This is a genomic window from Radiobacillus deserti (genome assembly GCF_007301515.1).
GTDB lineage: Bacteria > Bacillota > Bacilli > Bacillales > Amphibacillaceae > Radiobacillus > Radiobacillus deserti.
This window is the reverse complement of the sequence record NZ_CP041666.1, coordinates 2,555,313-2,571,885: the sequence shown is the minus strand read 5'-3', so window position 1 is coordinate 2,571,885 and position 16,573 is coordinate 2,555,313. Positions and strand designations below refer to the sequence as shown.

General features: G+C 35.9%; 24 protein-coding genes. 14 read left to right on the top strand and 10 right to left on the bottom strand.

All coding sequences use genetic code 11. The annotated features are described in order from the left end of the window. Positions 1–86: 86 nt before the first annotated feature. Entirely contained in the window at positions 87–563 is a 477-nt protein-coding gene (locus tag FN924_RS13670; RefSeq protein WP_143895392.1) for a hypothetical protein, read from the bottom strand. A gap of 503 nt (positions 564–1,066) precedes the next feature. Between FN924_RS13670 and FN924_RS13665 the strand changes: the two genes are divergently transcribed. From FN924_RS13665 to FN924_RS13630, 8 genes are all read left to right on the top strand, one after another. Further along, on the top strand, positions 1,067–1,903 hold the full coding sequence (locus FN924_RS13665) for a DUF2785 domain-containing protein (RefSeq protein ID WP_143895390.1): 837 nt from the start codon (positions 1,067–1,069) through the stop codon (positions 1,901–1,903). Positions 1,904–1,966: 63 nt separating this feature from the next. Beyond that, positions 1,967–2,761, top strand: coding sequence for an aminoglycoside adenylyltransferase domain-containing protein (locus FN924_RS13660; RefSeq protein WP_143895388.1), 795 nt, complete (start codon positions 1,967–1,969; stop codon positions 2,759–2,761). A gap of 10 nt (positions 2,762–2,771) precedes the next feature. After that, complete coding sequence (locus tag FN924_RS13655; protein ID WP_228409449.1) at positions 2,772–3,191, top strand: GNAT family N-acetyltransferase; 420 nt, start codon at positions 2,772–2,774, stop codon at positions 3,189–3,191. Between the two features lie 115 nt (positions 3,192–3,306). After that, a complete protein-coding gene (locus tag FN924_RS13650; protein ID WP_143895386.1) occupies positions 3,307–3,834 on the top strand; it encodes a cysteine hydrolase family protein in 528 nt (175 codons plus the stop codon). Positions 3,835–3,851: 17 nt separating this feature from the next. Continuing rightward, on the top strand, positions 3,852–4,226 hold the full coding sequence (locus FN924_RS13645) for a VOC family protein (protein WP_143895384.1): 375 nt from the start codon (positions 3,852–3,854) through the stop codon (positions 4,224–4,226). 58 nt (positions 4,227–4,284) lie between these two features. After that, complete coding sequence (locus FN924_RS13640; protein WP_143895382.1) at positions 4,285–5,043, top strand: GNAT family N-acetyltransferase; 759 nt, start codon at positions 4,285–4,287, stop codon at positions 5,041–5,043. 159 nt (positions 5,044–5,202) lie between these two features. After that, positions 5,203–5,685 carry a DUF2975 domain-containing protein gene (locus FN924_RS13635; RefSeq protein ID WP_143895380.1) on the top strand — a complete coding sequence of 161 codons (483 nt, stop codon included), beginning with the start codon at positions 5,203–5,205 and terminating at the stop codon, positions 5,683–5,685. Positions 5,686–5,696: 11 nt separating this feature from the next. Then, positions 5,697–5,921 carry a helix-turn-helix domain-containing protein gene (locus tag FN924_RS13630; RefSeq protein ID WP_143895378.1) on the top strand — a complete coding sequence of 75 codons (225 nt, stop codon included), beginning with the start codon at positions 5,697–5,699 and terminating at the stop codon, positions 5,919–5,921. Positions 5,922–6,197: 276 nt separating this feature from the next. Here the strand turns inward: FN924_RS13630 and FN924_RS13625 are convergent, their stop codons facing one another. Next, positions 6,198–6,386, bottom strand: coding sequence for a hypothetical protein (locus tag FN924_RS13625; protein WP_143895376.1), 189 nt, complete (start codon positions 6,384–6,386; stop codon positions 6,198–6,200). 239 nt (positions 6,387–6,625) lie between these two features. Between FN924_RS13625 and FN924_RS13620 the strand changes: the two genes are divergently transcribed. Then, the gene (locus FN924_RS13620) at positions 6,626–7,438 is read left to right on the top strand and encodes a DUF817 domain-containing protein (RefSeq protein WP_143895374.1); all 813 of its coding nucleotides are present in this window, start codon (positions 6,626–6,628) and stop codon (positions 7,436–7,438) included. A gap of 26 nt (positions 7,439–7,464) precedes the next feature. On the opposite strand, the gene FN924_RS13615 is transcribed toward FN924_RS13620, so the two are convergent. The 3 genes from FN924_RS13615 to FN924_RS13600 form a co-directional block, all read right to left on the bottom strand. Continuing rightward, positions 7,465–8,313, bottom strand: a complete 849-nt coding sequence (locus tag FN924_RS13615; RefSeq protein ID WP_143895372.1) for a type II CAAX endopeptidase family protein — start codon at positions 8,311–8,313, stop codon at positions 7,465–7,467. A 65-nt stretch (positions 8,314–8,378) separates the two neighbouring features. Next, positions 8,379–8,582 carry a hypothetical protein gene (locus FN924_RS13610; RefSeq protein ID WP_143895370.1) on the bottom strand — a complete coding sequence of 68 codons (204 nt, stop codon included), beginning with the start codon at positions 8,580–8,582 and terminating at the stop codon, positions 8,379–8,381. Between the two features lie 261 nt (positions 8,583–8,843). After that, positions 8,844–9,122, bottom strand: a complete 279-nt coding sequence (locus FN924_RS13600) for a hypothetical protein (protein ID WP_143895366.1) — start codon at positions 9,120–9,122, stop codon at positions 8,844–8,846. A 142-nt stretch (positions 9,123–9,264) separates the two neighbouring features. Here FN924_RS13600 and FN924_RS13595 point away from each other — a divergent pair, with 142 nt between their 5' ends. After that, positions 9,265–9,795: a hypothetical protein gene (locus FN924_RS13595; RefSeq protein ID WP_143895364.1), complete on the top strand. Its 531-nt coding sequence runs from the start codon at positions 9,265–9,267 to the stop codon at positions 9,793–9,795. Positions 9,796–9,877: 82 nt separating this feature from the next. Here the strand turns inward: FN924_RS13595 and FN924_RS13590 are convergent, their stop codons facing one another. Further along, entirely contained in the window at positions 9,878–10,285 is a 408-nt protein-coding gene (locus FN924_RS13590) for a hypothetical protein (RefSeq protein ID WP_143895362.1), read from the bottom strand. Positions 10,286–10,344: 59 nt separating this feature from the next. Continuing rightward, entirely contained in the window at positions 10,345–10,707 is a 363-nt protein-coding gene (locus FN924_RS13585; protein ID WP_143895360.1) for a hypothetical protein, read from the bottom strand. A 131-nt stretch (positions 10,708–10,838) separates the two neighbouring features. Between FN924_RS13585 and FN924_RS13580 the strand changes: the two genes are divergently transcribed. From FN924_RS13580 to FN924_RS13570, 3 genes are all read left to right on the top strand, one after another. After that, positions 10,839–11,375 (top strand): sigma-70 family RNA polymerase sigma factor, encoded by a 537-nt coding sequence (locus tag FN924_RS13580; RefSeq protein WP_143895358.1) that lies wholly within the window; start codon positions 10,839–10,841, stop codon positions 11,373–11,375. Beyond that, entirely contained in the window at positions 11,356–12,765 is a 1,410-nt protein-coding gene (locus FN924_RS13575) for a DUF4179 domain-containing protein (protein WP_143895356.1), read from the top strand. The genes FN924_RS13580 and FN924_RS13575 overlap by 20 nt, the downstream gene beginning before the upstream one ends. A gap of 104 nt (positions 12,766–12,869) precedes the next feature. Next, the gene (locus FN924_RS13570; RefSeq protein ID WP_143895354.1) at positions 12,870–13,067 is read left to right on the top strand and encodes a DUF4083 family protein; all 198 of its coding nucleotides are present in this window, start codon (positions 12,870–12,872) and stop codon (positions 13,065–13,067) included. A gap of 408 nt (positions 13,068–13,475) precedes the next feature. Here the strand turns inward: FN924_RS13570 and FN924_RS13565 are convergent, their stop codons facing one another. Continuing rightward, complete coding sequence (locus FN924_RS13565) at positions 13,476–14,063, bottom strand: YdcF family protein (RefSeq protein ID WP_228409448.1); 588 nt, start codon at positions 14,061–14,063, stop codon at positions 13,476–13,478. Positions 14,064–14,266: 203 nt separating this feature from the next. Continuing rightward, positions 14,267–14,758 (bottom strand): hypothetical protein, encoded by a 492-nt coding sequence (locus tag FN924_RS13560; RefSeq protein WP_143895352.1) that lies wholly within the window; start codon positions 14,756–14,758, stop codon positions 14,267–14,269. Positions 14,759–14,904: 146 nt separating this feature from the next. On the opposite strand from FN924_RS13560, the gene FN924_RS13555 reads away from it, so the two are divergent. After that, complete coding sequence (locus FN924_RS13555; protein ID WP_143895350.1) at positions 14,905–15,297, top strand: VOC family protein; 393 nt, start codon at positions 14,905–14,907, stop codon at positions 15,295–15,297. A gap of 75 nt (positions 15,298–15,372) precedes the next feature. On the opposite strand, the gene chrA is transcribed toward FN924_RS13555, so the two are convergent. Next, entirely contained in the window at positions 15,373–16,560 is a 1,188-nt protein-coding gene (gene chrA / locus FN924_RS13550; protein WP_143895348.1) for a chromate efflux transporter, read from the bottom strand. Between the last annotated feature and the right edge of the window lie 13 nt (positions 16,561–16,573).

Sequence of the window (16,573 nt, the reverse complement as noted above, 5' to 3'; positions counted from 1 at the left end):
GTTTGGAGAAATCATGTTCTCAGTAAACCGAAAAAAAGTAGTAAGGTATGGTAATTATTCTCGGAGATAGAAAACTAGTAATTCAGTTAGATTGTTTTAGATTTTTCTTTTAACAATTCCACTAGAATTTGTACATCATCCTTCCTTAATATACGAACTTGATTATCGTAGTTTTCTTTTTGGATTCTCCCTAAATTTTTGTCAGGATAAAGCCATAAAAGAATTGTGTCAGAGTTGCCATCTTGATCAGAAAGTATGATTTTGAAATTTTCGGCTTCAGAAGTTACTTCACCAGAAGGAACGGTTGAATCCTTTATTGCATTTAAAAACAATTCTATTTCTTGCTCTTTCTTAAAAAGAACATTTCTTTTCTGAGGATGTTCCTCGTCCTCGGTAAAAATTGCAGGGTCGTATCCAGTAACTGTTATCTTATCGATGCTCTCTGGCACATTACTTACTACTTCTTTCTTGGCATCTTCTACATTCATAGTGCTTTTTTCTTCGGAACAAGCAGTTAGAATCATTATCAATCCAATCAACATAAGTAACCTTTTCTTTTTCATTCTATCCCTCCTCGAATTATTAGACCATAGAATCCCTAAGTACAACAATAAAAATTCTTAGGTTAAAGAAATTAAAAATGAGTCTACAGACATTTTACCATAGTGAATACAGAAATTTCCTTTTTTTCTAAATGAGTTAATAAAAAAATACACATTATTCACTAATTATGTAGTTGACATAGAGTATTTGAAGCTATTGCTGTAGAGGGAGCAGAGAATAACTCAAGGCAGGACAAAAAGTATATTTGTGGAATGTATGTTATAGATAAAAAGACATGAAAAAGCTTGGGTGATTATTAGTGAAAGGAGAGAAAGGATTGAAAAAAGAGGAATCGCCGCAAAATTTTTAGAAGAGCAACTGCTTTCTAAGGGGAAGTTTAACAGAAGGTGATTCAGATGAGAACGAAATAGCATTACATATAGATTCAGAGCTTGATAGTATTATTAAGAAATGCAAGGAAGAATTAGTTAAGATTAACTATCATACATAGTGAGGTAAGTATATGACATTAAAAACAGAACTTGAAACCCTTCATAAAACGATTATGAAAGAAAGTGATAATCTAGATTCTCTTATTGATAAAATGTTAAGCAATATAGGTACAGTTGATCCTGAACTTAGAGATAAGCTGATCTTTAATACATTTGGAAAGCTAATTACAGAGAATTATTTATCTAATAAACAAATGGAACATATTCTTAAGGTATGTCTAGAGCTATTATTTTTTGATATTGGTCAAAAGGAAGATGACTCTGTATTTACTCGTTCTTTCTCCGCCTTAGTAATTGGATTAATAGTAGAGAAGGACAGAAAAGAATCCTTCTTATCAAAGGAATATGTAGATCAAGCAATAGAAGCAAGTGTCGAATATTTAAACTCAGAACAGGATATTCGTGGCTACGTGAATGAAAAGGGGTGGGCACATAGTATTGCGCACGGAGCTGACCTTTTAACGGAAGCGGTAAAACATCCTCAGTTTTCACTCTCTTTTTTATCGGAATGTCTGATTGTAATTAAAAACTGCTTATTCAAAGAAGGCACAGCTGACATTCCCTACGTGGATGAAGAAGAAGAAAGATTAATCTTTGCAGTTGAGGCTTTAATAGAGAAGGGACTATCGGAGAAAGAAGTAGAGGTTTGGCTATTTACTATATCTAATGAATTAAAGAACGTTTTAGAGGAGGACGGATATAGTTTAACCTTTTTTCGAAAAAAAACTATTGTTATTACCTTTTTAAGAGCGTTTTATTTTCGATTACTTTTCAAAAACGATGGAATAAAGCTACGAGAAATGACAGCAAACATCCTGAAAGAATGGCATATCAATATGTACGAGTAGAGTAGTAAAGTCTTTTCAACCAATACCAACAGAGTAGACTGATAAAAAAGGGGAGTATCCTCTATGCCTTATGATTGGAAAACTTGTCCGAAGGAGATCCATACGTTTGTCTATCATTTGATAAATGGAATTATGGATATAACAGATGATTGTATTGGGTTCTATTTGCATGGCTCTCTAGCAATGGGAGGATTTAATCCTACCAGAAGCGATATTGATATATTGGTAGTTACGAACAAATCTATGTCAGTCCATACAAAAAGAAAACTAGCAACCCTTTTTTTGATGCAATCGAATTCTCCATACCCTGTAGAAATCAGTTTCTTAAACGAAAATCAACTTGTGAAATGGGTACACCCTTGTCCATTTGAATTTCATTATAGTGAGTTCTGGAGAGAACGCTATGAACAAGAGTTGTTACATAATACAAAAAAGGATTTAAATAATGCTATACAAACAGATGGAGATTTAGCTGCGCATATCATGATCATGAATGAGAGAGGAGTTTGTCTAATGGGCAAGCCAATTAACGAGGTTTTCCCAGTTGTCCCACAGTCGGATTATCTATCCTCTATACTTAGTGATTACAAGGATTGTGTAAAGAATATGGAGGAAGACCCCGTTTATAGTATTTTAAATATGATTAGAGTTTACCGGTACTTAAAAGAGGGAAAGATTTCTTCCAAACAAGAAGCTGGTATTTGGGCTTTATCTTCTTTTCCGAAAGAATTGTCAGAAACAATAAAAAAAGTGATGGCGTGTTACTCCGATGAGAAAGATATTTATAGCTTTACGAGAAATGAACTAAAACAAATTGAAAACTATCTATCAGAAAAAATTTGCAGATGGTTCGGATAGGAGGAGCTAAATGGCTGAAATTCGGGAAGTGAAGCAGGACGATGTTTTATGCATAACCCATTTAATGGGAGAATTAGGGTTCCCAACTACAATTGAACAGATGAAGATAAGGTTAAATACTATTCAATCTCATCCTGATTATCAAACGTTTGTAGCAGTACGAGATAGGAAAGTTATTGGGATGATCGGCTTATTTACAGGCTTACTTTTCAATAAGGATGGTAGATGCTGTCGGGTTATATCACTAGTCGTTGATCAAGCATACCGTGGTGAAGGGATTGGAAAGCTATTATTAATAGAGGCTGAAAAATGGGCGGAACAACAAGGTGTAATATATATTTTGTTAAATAGTGGAAATCAAGAAGGGAGACGGGGTGCCATGAATTTTATAAACGAATGGGATATGAGAATGACAGTACAGGCTTTATAAAAAATCTTTCTTAGCTTTACAAACATAAGTTAAAATAATTTATCAGAATTGCAAAAAACACTAACTATAGTATAATAATAGTAGCGAACATACGTTTTGTTTGAGGGGGAGACAGATGAAAAAAGCATTATTAGTAATAGATGTGCAGAATGGCATGTACGAAGTAGGAAATGTTGTACATAATGGAGGCAAACTACTGGTAAATGTGAAAAGTCTTATAGAAAAGGCACGTTCCACAGATATACCTATATTTTTTATTCAACATAATGCCCCTCCCGGAAAACCCTTAGAGTATGGAAAGAAGGGATGGGAGATTCACCCTGAGATAGCTCCAGAAGATCAAGATATTATCATCCAAAAAACGACCCCAGATTCCTTTTTACATACATCCTTAGATCAAGAATTAAAAAGATATGACATTACACATTTGGTTATAACCGGTATTCAAACAGAAGCCTGTGTGGATACAACCTGTCGAAGAGCTTTTAGCATGGACTATAAAGTAACATTAGCTTCAGATGCACATAGTACATGGGATTCTGATGAAATTACAGCACAACAAATTATTAATCATCACAATAAAGTATTACGTTGGTTTGCAGATGTCTATCCAAGTAAAGATATTGCATTTACTGATCTTTAAGAAAGGAGAAACCTATCATGGCAGACTTTAAGATTCAAAGGCTTCATACAATTATCGTTCCAGTAAAGGATTTAGAAAAATCTATCACGTTTTATAAGGATGTATTACATCTAGAAGAAGATTTTGTTGAGAATGGGATGGCTTATTTTTCGCTTGGATCAGGAGAAGGGAAGGTTTCTTTCATGTTACACATTATCGATAAACCTGAGCCTGTTGAAAAGGGTGTAGTTATCGAATTAATGGTTGATGATGTGATAGCAGCTGTTTCATCCATTAAGAATGCAGGTGCTGAAATTGTGCAAGAACCAATAGACAGAGAATGGGGAGTGAAAGAAGCGGTTGTTGCGGATCCGGATGGTTATAAAATTTGGATTGTAGAATCTTTATCTTAATCTTTACTTAATAAGTGGAGCATTACTTTATAAAGAACAGCCTTAGGGGGAGCGAGGAATGGCAGCAATTAGCTTAGTGGATTTAAATGAAGAGAATTTGGAAGAAAAGGGATGTTTTTGTCTCCGAAGCAAACCAAATTCTGCTGGATATAAAAATAAAAATCAATGGCTTTTAGGAAGGTTCAGTGAAGGACTTACATATAAAAAAATTATGGAAAACAATAAACCAGCCGGATTTATTGAATATACCCCTATTGAATACTCTTCAAGAGTCGTATATGGAGAAAACTATTTGGTGATCCATTGTCTTTGGGTAGCGATCACTGGGAAAGGGTATGCTTCTCAATTAATTGACGCATGTATCCAAGATGCGAAGGAGCAAAATAAAAATGGCGTTATTGTTGTGACAAATCCAGATACATCGTGGACACCTAGTAAAGATGTGTTTTTAAAACATGATTTCATTGAAATAGATAAAGCTCCGTATGGTTTTGAATTACTTGTTCATAAGTTTGGACAGTCACCAAATCCATATTTTCCAAAGGATTGGGACAAGAGATTAGAACAGTTTGAAGACTTAACAATCCTGAGAACGCAACAATGCCCGTTTGTTGATATTGCGACAGACAATGTTATAAAAGGAGCAGACCATTTGGGGATACGTGCAAACGTCATTGATATAAAAGATAGAGAAGAATTGTTAAAGCTCTCCCCTACTCCTTATGGGATTTATGGCGTTGTCTTTAAACGTAAATTAATTTCCTTTCATAGACTTACTGTTCATTCAGCAGTGAAACGGTTAAAGGTATTAGTTTAAAGCCACTTAGAATAGCAATAATGACGATAAACGATCACCCTTATGTATGTAAGAGGTGATTTTTTAATTAATTACAATATTCGATAATAATTTATTGAAAAACGATAAAATATGTATTAGAATGATACTAGTCAAAAATAAACAGTCGAGGTGGATGGAATGAAACGTGGAACAACGCTCTTTTTAAAGGTAGCTGTTATTCTAATTGGGATTCCGGTTCTTGCTATATGTATATTTGCCGTACCGGTGTTGGGAGAAATTGCAGCAGAGTTGCTTCCGGACTTTGCTTTTATTAAGTATCTAGTATCGATTATTTTTTATGCTTCAGCCATTCCTTTTTACTTTGCTTTGTATCAGGCTTTTAAGCTTTTGCGCTATATTGATACGAACAAGGCATTCTCACATATATCTGTAAAAGCGTTGAAGAATATCAAATACTGTGCCGTTACCATTAGTTGCTTGCACATCCTTGTCTTACCGCTCTTTTATCTATTTGCAGAGCTAGATGATGCACCAGGTGTTATCTTTGTTGGATGTATTGTTCCTTTTGCTTCTATGGTTATTGCAGTGTTTGCAGCTGTTCTTCAAAAACTTTTAAAAGAAGCCATTGATATAAAATCAGAAAACGACTTAACGGTCTGAGGTGAACTAACATGGCAATTATTATTAACGTTGATGTAATGTTGGCGAAGCGGAAAATGAGCGTAACCGAGCTTTCCGAAAAGGTTGGCATCACGATGGCGAACCTGTCGATATTAAAAAATGGAAAGGCAAAAGCCGTTCGGTTTTCCACGTTAGAGGGTATTTGTAAGGCATTAGATTGCCAACCTGGAGATATTCTTGAGTATCGTCCAGAAGAAGAAAGTGTCGAGGAATAATTAAAAATATAAATGGGGCTGGGACATAGCGAAAAGGATAGCCGAAAAGCCGAACAACAGCCTATACTAGCTCCGGAAATATACGAAGACTCCAGCGGGAAAAAAGGCATCGGTGAGACCCCACAGTACGTCAGCACGAGAAGGCTCACCAGACGCCCGCAGAAAGCGTAGTATATTTCCGGAGCGGGGTATAGGCACTAATTATTATTAGTTCGTTTTTTCATTGCTTACTATCCTTTTGTCCTAGCCTCATTCTTTCTTTATTTTTTTCGCATTTTATAATGAAATAACCGTATAAACAGCTACTAAAAAGATTAGTGCACCAAGTAAGTAATTCGTGGTGTTTAAGGCACTGGTCAAGCTTGAAATCTCTTCTGAAATGTCTGTAGACTCGGAGGAAATTCGATCGGCGATATCCCCTAGCCTTCCACTTAATTGATTAAAGTTATAGGATAGGTTATCCAATGATTTCACCTCCTACTATTTATCCTATCATCTAAGTCCACTTGGAATGTTTATTCAGAGGTAAGAAAGTTCTTATCCAAACATGATTGATAAATATGAAGTGATGTTTAAGCATTCCTCATAAGATGAGTGCTGTTTCACTCAAACGATATTTATTTAACTATAATTAATATATTTTTATTGAAAAACAATAATAAATATATTAATATTTAATTGGAATAAAATTGGAGGTATGAACAGTGAGAGCATTAAAACAGCTTGTAAGATTCGGATGGGAACAGGCCTTGTCCTGTTTATTTCCGGTGGTTATATTTGCTTCTTTAGCCGTAACAAAACTTATCTCACTTCCTATTCTGCCTCGATATGATTGGTTGCTCATTATTTGTCTTCTCATGCAGTGGTGGATGGTACGATCGGGAATTGAAACACGCGATGAGCTCAAGGTCATTTCGGTGTTCCACGTTATCGGTCTTGCACTCGAACTATTCAAAGTGCACATGGGGTCTTGGTCTTATCCAGAAGAAGGATATTCAAAAATACTTGGGGTACCTCTATATAGTGGTTTCATGTATGCAAGTGTTGCAAGCTATCTCTGCCAAGCGTGGAGAAGGTTGAAGGTCGAATTAATAAGTTGGCCACCCTATGTAATCGTTGTTCCGCTTGCAGCTTCGATTTATCTTAACTTTTTCACCCATCACTACTGGGTAGACATTCGTTGGATATTGTCGGGGTTAGTTCTTATCGTATTTTGGAAATCCTGGGTTATTTACGAGATTAACAAGACTCCATACCGAATGCCACTTTCTCTATCGTTTGTGCTTATTGGATTTTTTATTTGGATAGCAGAAAATATTGCCACATACTTTGCTGCATGGGAATATCCGAATCAAAGGGAAGCATGGAGCCTCGTTCACCTAGGTAAGGTGAGTTCATGGCTGTTGTTAGTGATTGTTAGCTTTCTAATTGTAGCGACATTAAAGCAGGTTAAGGGCAAGGATTCCGATAAGATGGGAGCTAATGGCTTCAGTGAGCTTTATAAAGAAATACATTAGCACTAACTATAGGGAGCCTTCCTTTTCTAACGTTTTTCATAGCTCGGATTAGCAATGGATGGGTATCCTTCTTTGATCGCAAAATTCCAATGTTTTTTAAGAAAAGGTACAATCCAAAATAGTCCAACAGCTGTTAAGGTAGTCGCCCCAAGAATAATGGACATTATCGAAGGAAGTGGTGTTCCTTTAGTTCCAGAATCTATCAGTAGACTAATATCTCTAAAAGCGACAATCCCATTAAAACTAATATGTAGTAAAATTGGGATTACTAAGCTTTTCGTTTTAACATACATAATACACAGAATGATGCCAAACATTGTTGCGCCAAATAGATTATCTAAATGGAGCGCTCCAAAGATAAACGAAGATATTAGTATTCCTTTAGATGTTCCGTATTTATAAGCCACTCGTCCAAATAGATACCCTCTAAAAACAATCTCCTCGCATATCGGCGCAATGAATACTAATGATAATAGCTTGAAGATAATAACCCATAGAGAAATTGTCTCATTGGAAGTGGATGATGTTTCTTGAGTAGTTTGTCCAAGAATATGGGTTAAAGCGACTATAACGAATAATAGCATTCCAAGTCCGAATAACATCGTCATAATGACGGATGCAATCCCGGTCCTAATCTTGATGGGAATCGGTTTTCTAAACAATCTTCTTAAAGGGATTCCATGTCTCCTCAATAAGAGAGAAAACCAGATGATTGGTGTAATATAAAGAGTAAGGATAATCAGCAACCTCGTACTAAACGCTTGTGGTAACTGTTTTACTGGGCTGAATGTCCATATTAACATGAAGACAATGAATAAGATGAATGTCCACACGGTCAGATACCTTACTTTACCATCCTGAAAGATGCTGCTCATAGACTGTCCCCTCGCAATATAAACTAGAAATGTTTCCTGTAAAACTAGTGATAGACATAGGGTTATTAAATTTCGATTTCTTCGAGAGTTTCCCTCGTTCCATCTTCGTTAACTGTAGTTACTTTTGCTTCTTTAACCGGACTTATCGTAAACCAGAATTTCTTATCCTGTTCAACTGTTAGGACTGTTGCTCGTTTTTCTCCTACATAGATTTCTGGTTCGACTTCAGTCTGAATCGCTCCGAAATAGATAAAAGGTTCCGTGTTCATGGAAGACCAATTAGTCGGAGATCCCATTCTGCACCAAGTGTCTGTTTCCAGTTCCATGGTTATTGTTTTTTTCTAAGTAGGCTATAAAGATTTGCTCGCCTTGATTATTGTGCTCATTGAAAATGACTATCCCATCATCTTGATTAACAATGTTCTGTCTAGTATAGATGAGTTCGTACGTGAAATGTTCTTCTCTCTCATGCATGATTTGCATCTTTTGGTTAAAAAAGCTGACCATAGTCTGGTTTTCAGGAGGATTGCTTAAAGATATGCTAATTGAGACATTATCCCTCTTTCTGTGAGTTGTGTTTGAATCTCCTCCTTGATTTCTTTTATTCTAGCTTTTGTTACTTGATCAGACACTCCTATGGAAAGTTCATTATTGTGATAGGAAGTAGAAACTATTTCGTCCTCCATTGCCCATAGCTTATCATAGATACCAAATATTGCTTCCTTTTCCTTTTCCCACTTCTCATTGGTAAAATAATAAACAAGGACAATGACTAGTATTACAAAAATAGCAATAAGGATTTTTTTCATTTCTCCTAAGTATTTCGTGTATTAGATATCAACCTAAAATGATGTTAACATATAATTTCCAGTTATTATTGCGTAATGATCAAATGATAATTTGCTAAATACGTAAGAATATAATTCTATTGAAACTTTACGAGGTGTTAAAATGAAGAAAATAATTTTCAATATTGGGCTCGGCTTAACCATTTGTGTTTTAGTATGGTCAACCATTCATTACTACCAAAAGCAAAAGTCAATATTAGAAAAGGATAGAGAACTCGTACTAAATCATATTTCAGTAGATTATTTAGACTCTGCCATATTTTATATTGGGAAAGTTCTATCGACGCAAAACAACCAGAAAGACAAGCTACTGAATGACCTCTATGAGGTCAAAATTAACATAGAGAATGCTTTAAGTATCACAACATTTCACAGAAGTAATCATGAAAATTCTGACGGGTTAGACTTATATCATCTATTAGAAGGCTATTCCATTGCCATCGATAAAACGATACATACAGTTCAAACTGATAGCTTAAACAATCAAGATATAAAACGACTAAATATAATAAAGAAAGACTTCACCAAAATGCAACAACAACTAACAGAGAATGTAAGTAAATTAACGGAAGAAGAGTTTTCGGATCATATAAAAGACCTGAAGGCATCCTTAAATTTTCAAGAAAAACTATAGGGATACGAGTAGAACCCTCTTTGGTTATTATTCATCTCATATGGTAAGGTAACCAATTAAACCAAAGTGATGGGAACTACATTCACTCCATCGAAATAGACATACCAACAATTTGATTCGAAAAGACCACCATTTCATTCATGTTTGTACATTCATTAGGATTAGATAAAGGTCGGATAGTAACGTCTTTCATATGGATTGGAGCGGTGATGTTAAAGCCATGCATTTCAGGGGAAAGCTGTTCCAATTCCTTTCCAAATTCATCAAGTCCAAATTCAAAGAAGCTTCGTTCAAGTTGTTCTTCCGTATCGAATAAGTTGACTTTACCTTCTAGCATGGCGGAAGGAGTATGTATGATGAGTCTACCTGATTTGTTTGCGATAGCTTCATTGGTGATTTCACCATTGTGTAGTTGTTCCTTTAAGTCCGCAAAATGTGTAATCATTGCTTTTTTATAATCCATTGCCTGCTGTAATTGTTTCATTATCATCTTAAATACCCACCTTTTTAGTACTATATTTTCATTTTACCATAATATTTCCAATCCACTCATTTTAATAGATTTCTCCTTATCTCATGTTTTTCTAGTTGCCTTCTATTAGCTAGCAAAAAGGTATCTTCATTTTTTCTTAATAATGCTTGCTTCTCTTGAAACGAAGTAATTCTTCCTATGAAAAGAAAATCGTAAATCCCAATTCTTATCTGAATGCGTCCGTATGTTGGATGCCTTATTAATTTCTCCCTTGTTAAGTACTCTAGGTTGCTCAATAAATTCTTTATAGCTTTAATATGATTATCGTCTTGAATGGTTTCTTCCTCATCTGGTACAACAATCTCCATGGATTCGTCCGTACATCCCACTAACACGCTGAAAAACAGAAAAAAGCTCACAATCGCAATGGATTTGTTCAAGTTATCCCCCTTAACTATTGATGTAAAATAAAGAGTAACTGATTATAAATTTCCTAACTATGTCGTTAATAAAAATTAGTTGAAACTTTTTCATACTATGGTTCCTCTAACGTATGAAAGGAGGGAAATGCATGGAACAGATATTGTTAGTTAAAAAAGCAATTGCTGGAAATGAGAAAGCCTTTGAAGAGCTTGTAAAGAGTCAAAGTGAAAAATTGTATAAAACTGCATTTCTGTATGTGCGTAATAAAGAAGATGCTTTAGACGTACTTCAGGAGACTATTTATAAGGCCTATATCTCCGTTAATCAAGTCGAGAAACCAGAGTATTTTAATACGTGGCTCACGAAAATTTTAATTAGAACGTCCTTCGATATATTAAAAAAACGGAAGAAAATTGTTTTGGACGATACTTTACTAGAAAGTCCCGATGAAAACCGAAGAATGAGTATGGAAGGGAAAATGGATTTAATTAACGCCATTTCAAGCTTGAATAGTGATTATCGAACCGTCATTATTTTATTCTATTATCAGGATTTACCAATTTATGATATAGCTCGGACAATGGAAAAACCGGAAAATACCATCAAAACCTATTTGCGTCGTGCGAAGTTGGAATTGAGAAAAAAATTAGAGGGAGGGGATTTTCGTGAACAAGGAGCGTATTAGGGAAGAACTACAAGAGATAGAAGTGCCAATGACCGATATATTTACGGCAATAGATAAAGGGATTAAGCGTGGTAGACAGTATAGCGGTTCCAAACCAAAAAGAAAAATGAAGATATGCATGTCCATTTTATCAAGTGTAGTCATCTTTTTTTTGGCTGCTGGGTTTGTGTTCGCCCCGCTTTCGTATGCTCTATCTTATATACCTTTACTTGGCTCTATTTATGATAAGGTCGGATTGCAAATTGGTTACGAATTATTGGAAAGTGACCTGGTAGCGCAACTAGACAAAACAGCTTCGAGTAATGGGATATATATAACCATAACCAGTGCATATTTTGACGGAAATGTAATTGGTGTTACGTTTCGTGCTAATGGTGAAAAAGTATCCTTAGATTATGATGGAAATCACGCACCTGAGGTTGGATACGGCTTTCACCTTTTCGATGGGAAAGAACAAAGTCAATGGGAATCTACGATGACACAATTAACGAAAACGAAGGATGGATATGTTGCCTCGATAGAATTTTATGACCCTGATTTATATTTAACGGATGATTATACGTTACCTTTAACTTTCAATAATATCACTGGTGTAAAAGGAATTTGGAAATTTGATGTTCCAGTTGAAAAGATTCCATCCGAAATCATCCGTTCCGAAGCAAAGAGTAAACAAAATGATTATTCGTTAAAAATGAAGTCTATAGTAAAAGGAAAAGCCACTACAATATTTAACTACCAAACAATTTTTCCACTAACTGGAGAAAATGATGAGATACGTATTTCAGTTTCTGACAACATAGGAAATCGATTAGCTAAATTTAACCCTAGAGTACTCCAATCAAAGGTAGGAAAAAAATCTGTAGTGAAGGAGAACCAAGAACTGTTCAGTAGTGGCATAAGTGAGGATGCTAAGTATTTAATCATCCAACCTGAAATTGTAAAAGGGGATAAAGATGTGGTGAAGACCTTGAATCAACTAACTCCGTTTTATGTAGAAAGTGAAAGGTTTGAGTATGCCATTAAAGTCAATAAGATGGAGCGAGAAGGTCAAACCGTAATCTTAGATTACAACATAAAGAATGTGGAAAAAGGTTCGATAAGAGAGGATATCCTTCAAAACTTCGCAGATTTCATTATGTTGATTGATTCAAACAGGATTCAGAAGGATGAACGTGGAGAACTAGATATAGAAAAAATGCTTAAATACAAGATTAGAAGTGACCAAGCAAGATTGATAAATCAGAACACGTTACACTACCAGTCAACATTTCATGTAAAGGATAAACAGCAATTCAAGATCGAAGATTATTCAGTAGTTGTCCCATTTGGTACGTTAAGTGCTAATGAAGAACCGATTCAGATGGATCCGATTAGAATAGAATTAGAGTAGTAATGTGGTACTGGATACATCCAGTACCTTTTTATTCCCTTCAACCAAAAGGGAATTAATGGTAATATAGAAGAAACAAACTCAAAAGAGAGTGGGACATTTGAATGGAAATGATAAGTTCTTTCGGTTGGTTTTTGTTGTTTTTTATGTTAATTGTGGCGTTAATAGCTTTTATTTTTTATGGAGTCGGATCATTTTTTGTGCGTCCACCTAAGGTTAATTATTATCAACACGATTCCAATCGAATCGAGGAAAAATTAGATAGAATTATTGAATTGCTCGAAAAAAATAATAACGATTAACCAGGAGGAGTTTGACAGAAAGTTAACGAAACGAGGGAGGTAGGTTTATGAATATTACCCTAAAGCAAAAAGTTTTTTAATGATGGATGGTATCATTTTCCCAATATTAATTATTTCTTATCTAATCCTTAACGCCATTACAAATGCTAGCTTTCGAATGGAAAACCTACTTGTATTTATCCTAATGGGTGCCATCATTTCTTTTTTTAGCCATTTTATTCTTGATTGTACTCTGTAATGTGTTTTCTGTTTTTACAATACTTATGTGAAAATAGGGTAAGTGAGTAATGTCAAAGAAGATAGTTACGTATTTCTGTACTAATATTAATTACCGTGAATGCCAGGTGGATTCGTACTCATCGTTATTTATTATCACAAGAATAGGGGGGGAAGAGGCACGAATCATTTTCATGAATAGCTGAACAAGTACTTATAAAAAGCAGGAAATTCACGAAATATGGAATAAATATCTCGGAACTCAAAAATGTCTGCCTTTGCGGACGATACCTGTTTGAGTCCTAGCTGATAGAAGGCTAGCTTTGTTCTTGTAATATGAAAATATTGCGTAATTATCATGGCACTATTTAGGTTTTGTTCCTTCATGATAGATTTCGTATTTTCTGCTGTCATATGAGTGTTATACCCATCACTGTCTTCCGTTATAACGTTCTCTGGAATACCGTTATCTACTAAGTAATCTTTCATCACTTTTGCTTCATCAAAACCTTCTTTCCCAACACCACCACTTACTATAATGGTTGGGAAATAGCCTTGATTATATAGCTCGACAGTCCGATCTAATCTTGCCCTTAATCGATTAGCCGGTGTTCCATCTTCGTTTACTTTATTTCCTAGTACAACCGCCGTATCTACTTTATCTAACTCATCCTTGAATCCATCTAGTAAAATATAGGATGTATGAATTAGAAACCAAGAAAATCCACCTATTAGAATTGCTAGAATTAGTTTTTTAAGTTTTTTTCTTTTTCTCATCATGTAGTTCCTTTCCTGTGTCGTAAAGACTCCATTCAGCTCTTATTCATTACAATAATTTAAAGAACCCAGTTATTCTGTTTTTTCACGTTCATACGATTCCTGCAATAGGATGTCATGATCTTTATCTCTCACGATAATTGCATAGATTTCACCACATCAAGTGTGTCAGGTACCTTATGAGAGACGATGATTTTGTTCACTAGTCACAGCCATCCCCTTGCTTCTTCTTTGTCGGAAGCAGTATTCGTAAAGGCAGTATTTATATAGTAGGTAAGTGGTTTTGGATTCCAATCAATGGATATACCAGCGTAGTTTACGCCCTTCCTTTTTAATTCCGTATCTATGTTTGGTACAGGAGACATCCATGTTGTTTCTTTTTCTTGTTGGTCTGAATTCACGATTTCAACGGACACGGTAATATCATCCAACTTTCTATCTTTTAGTTCCTTCTCAATAAATTGTTGGACATTTTCTCTAGTAGTGGAGGATGCTTTATCCGATAGCTTAACTTCTATTTGTTTATCTTTTACTCCATAGGATGTAGTTACTATATCATCATGCTGTTGTGATAATACTTCACTTATATCTTCATAGGCTGCTTGTGCTCTTTGTTGGTCAGCGAAAGCAAGATACCAAATGACTCCAAATACTATAAGAATAAGGAATGAACTGATAATCACATAGTTCCGTTTCATGATTTTCCTCCTTGCATAAAAGTTTTTATTTTATTGTCCGGACGCGTAATAAAACCATTGTACCAAAAATAGTGTAAAAAAATGTAAGAAAAAAGGAATTTTTAATAGGGTTAGCGAACGTGTTAAGACACAGGAGGGAAAATCAGATGATTTTTGAAATGACGATACAAGTTCGGGTCACAGATATGGAAAAGGGACAAGCATGGTATAAAGTCTTATTTAAAAGAGAGCCGGATTTTGTTCCACATGATGGATTTGCCGAATGGGAAATCATTCCGGGTTGTTGGTTACAGGTTGCGGAAGGAAATCCGATTGAGGGGGGCGGTCCACTACGTTTTGGAGTGACGGATATCGAAGTGGAAAAGGGTAGATTAATGGAAGAACTTGAGATTACAGACTTCGAGATTTATTCTAGACCAGAAGTTCCTGTCAAGTGGGGGACATGTACTGATCCTTGGGGCAATCGAATCGGTTTTTTTGAATACGTAGATAAGCAGGAGCAAAATGAACGAATACGAACAGTTTTGGGGGAACAATAGCGTGGTGCTCATAAGGGTTTTTAGTCGTGTAAAGCAGAAAGTGGCTAACCAGGATATGGATAGCCACTTTTTTAATTAATATAAAGAAATCACTGCTCCACCAATTGCTCCAGTTAAAACGACGATCCAAGGTGGTAGCTTCCAATACACCAACATACTAAACAGTACCGCAGCAAATGCAAAGTCAATAGGTGCCAGGATGGAACTTGTCCAGATGGGATGGTAGAATGCGGAAATAAGAATTCCAATGACGGCTGCATTCACTCCCATCAGCGCTCCCTTGATACTTGGATTTCTTCTGAGTGCATCCCAAAAAGGTAAGGTCCCGTAAATGAGAAGGAATGCAGGTAGGAAGATAGCAACAGTAGCTAGTAATCCACCTTGCCAGCCATTCATCACTGCCCCGAGATATGCGGCAAACGTGAACAGAGGTCCGGGTACCGCTTGTGCAGCACCGTATCCAGCTAAGAATGCTTCCTCACTAAGCCAACCGGTAGGAACAAATTCACGTTCTAGCAACGGTAGTACGAAATGGCCGCCGCCAAATACTAAAGAGCCAGAACGGTAAAAGCTATCGAACATCGCGATCCATTCTATTTGAGTAGCTTCTCGTACTATAGGTAATAGAATTAATAACCCAAAGAATAAGGTTAAACAAAAACCAGCGAATTTTTTAGAGATTGGAACTCGCAGTCCTGCATCCTCCGTATCCGCATGTTCTTTGTATAGGATGTACCCAAGTACACCTGCAACAAGAATGACACTAACTTGTGTAAAAGCAGTTTGCCATAGTAATGTTGCCACGAGAGCTAGTAGCGCTAATGTTTTACGTTTAATATCAGGAGTTAATTTTTGAGCCATTCCTAAGATAGCATGAGCAACGACTGCAACGGCAACGATTTTAAGTCCGTGAATCCAGCCTGCATCCGCTACGTCTAAGCCTTCTAAAATTAAGGCAAATATGACAAGTGCTAGTACAGATGGAAGGGTGAATCCAATAAAAGAGACAATGCCGCCTAATGCACCGCCACGTATAACCCCAATCCCAATTCCAACTTGACTACTAGCTGGTCCAGGTAAGAACTGACATAGTGCCACTAAATCTGCATAGCTTTTTTCATCCATCCATTTTCTTCTACGAATATATTCAGTATGAAAATAACCTAAGTGAGCAACTGGCCCACCAAAGGAGGTTAGCCCCAATCTAGTAGATATAAATAAAATTTCTAGTAACACTTTCCATGTTGATTTGTTTTCCTTCATCTCCTCACCTCCT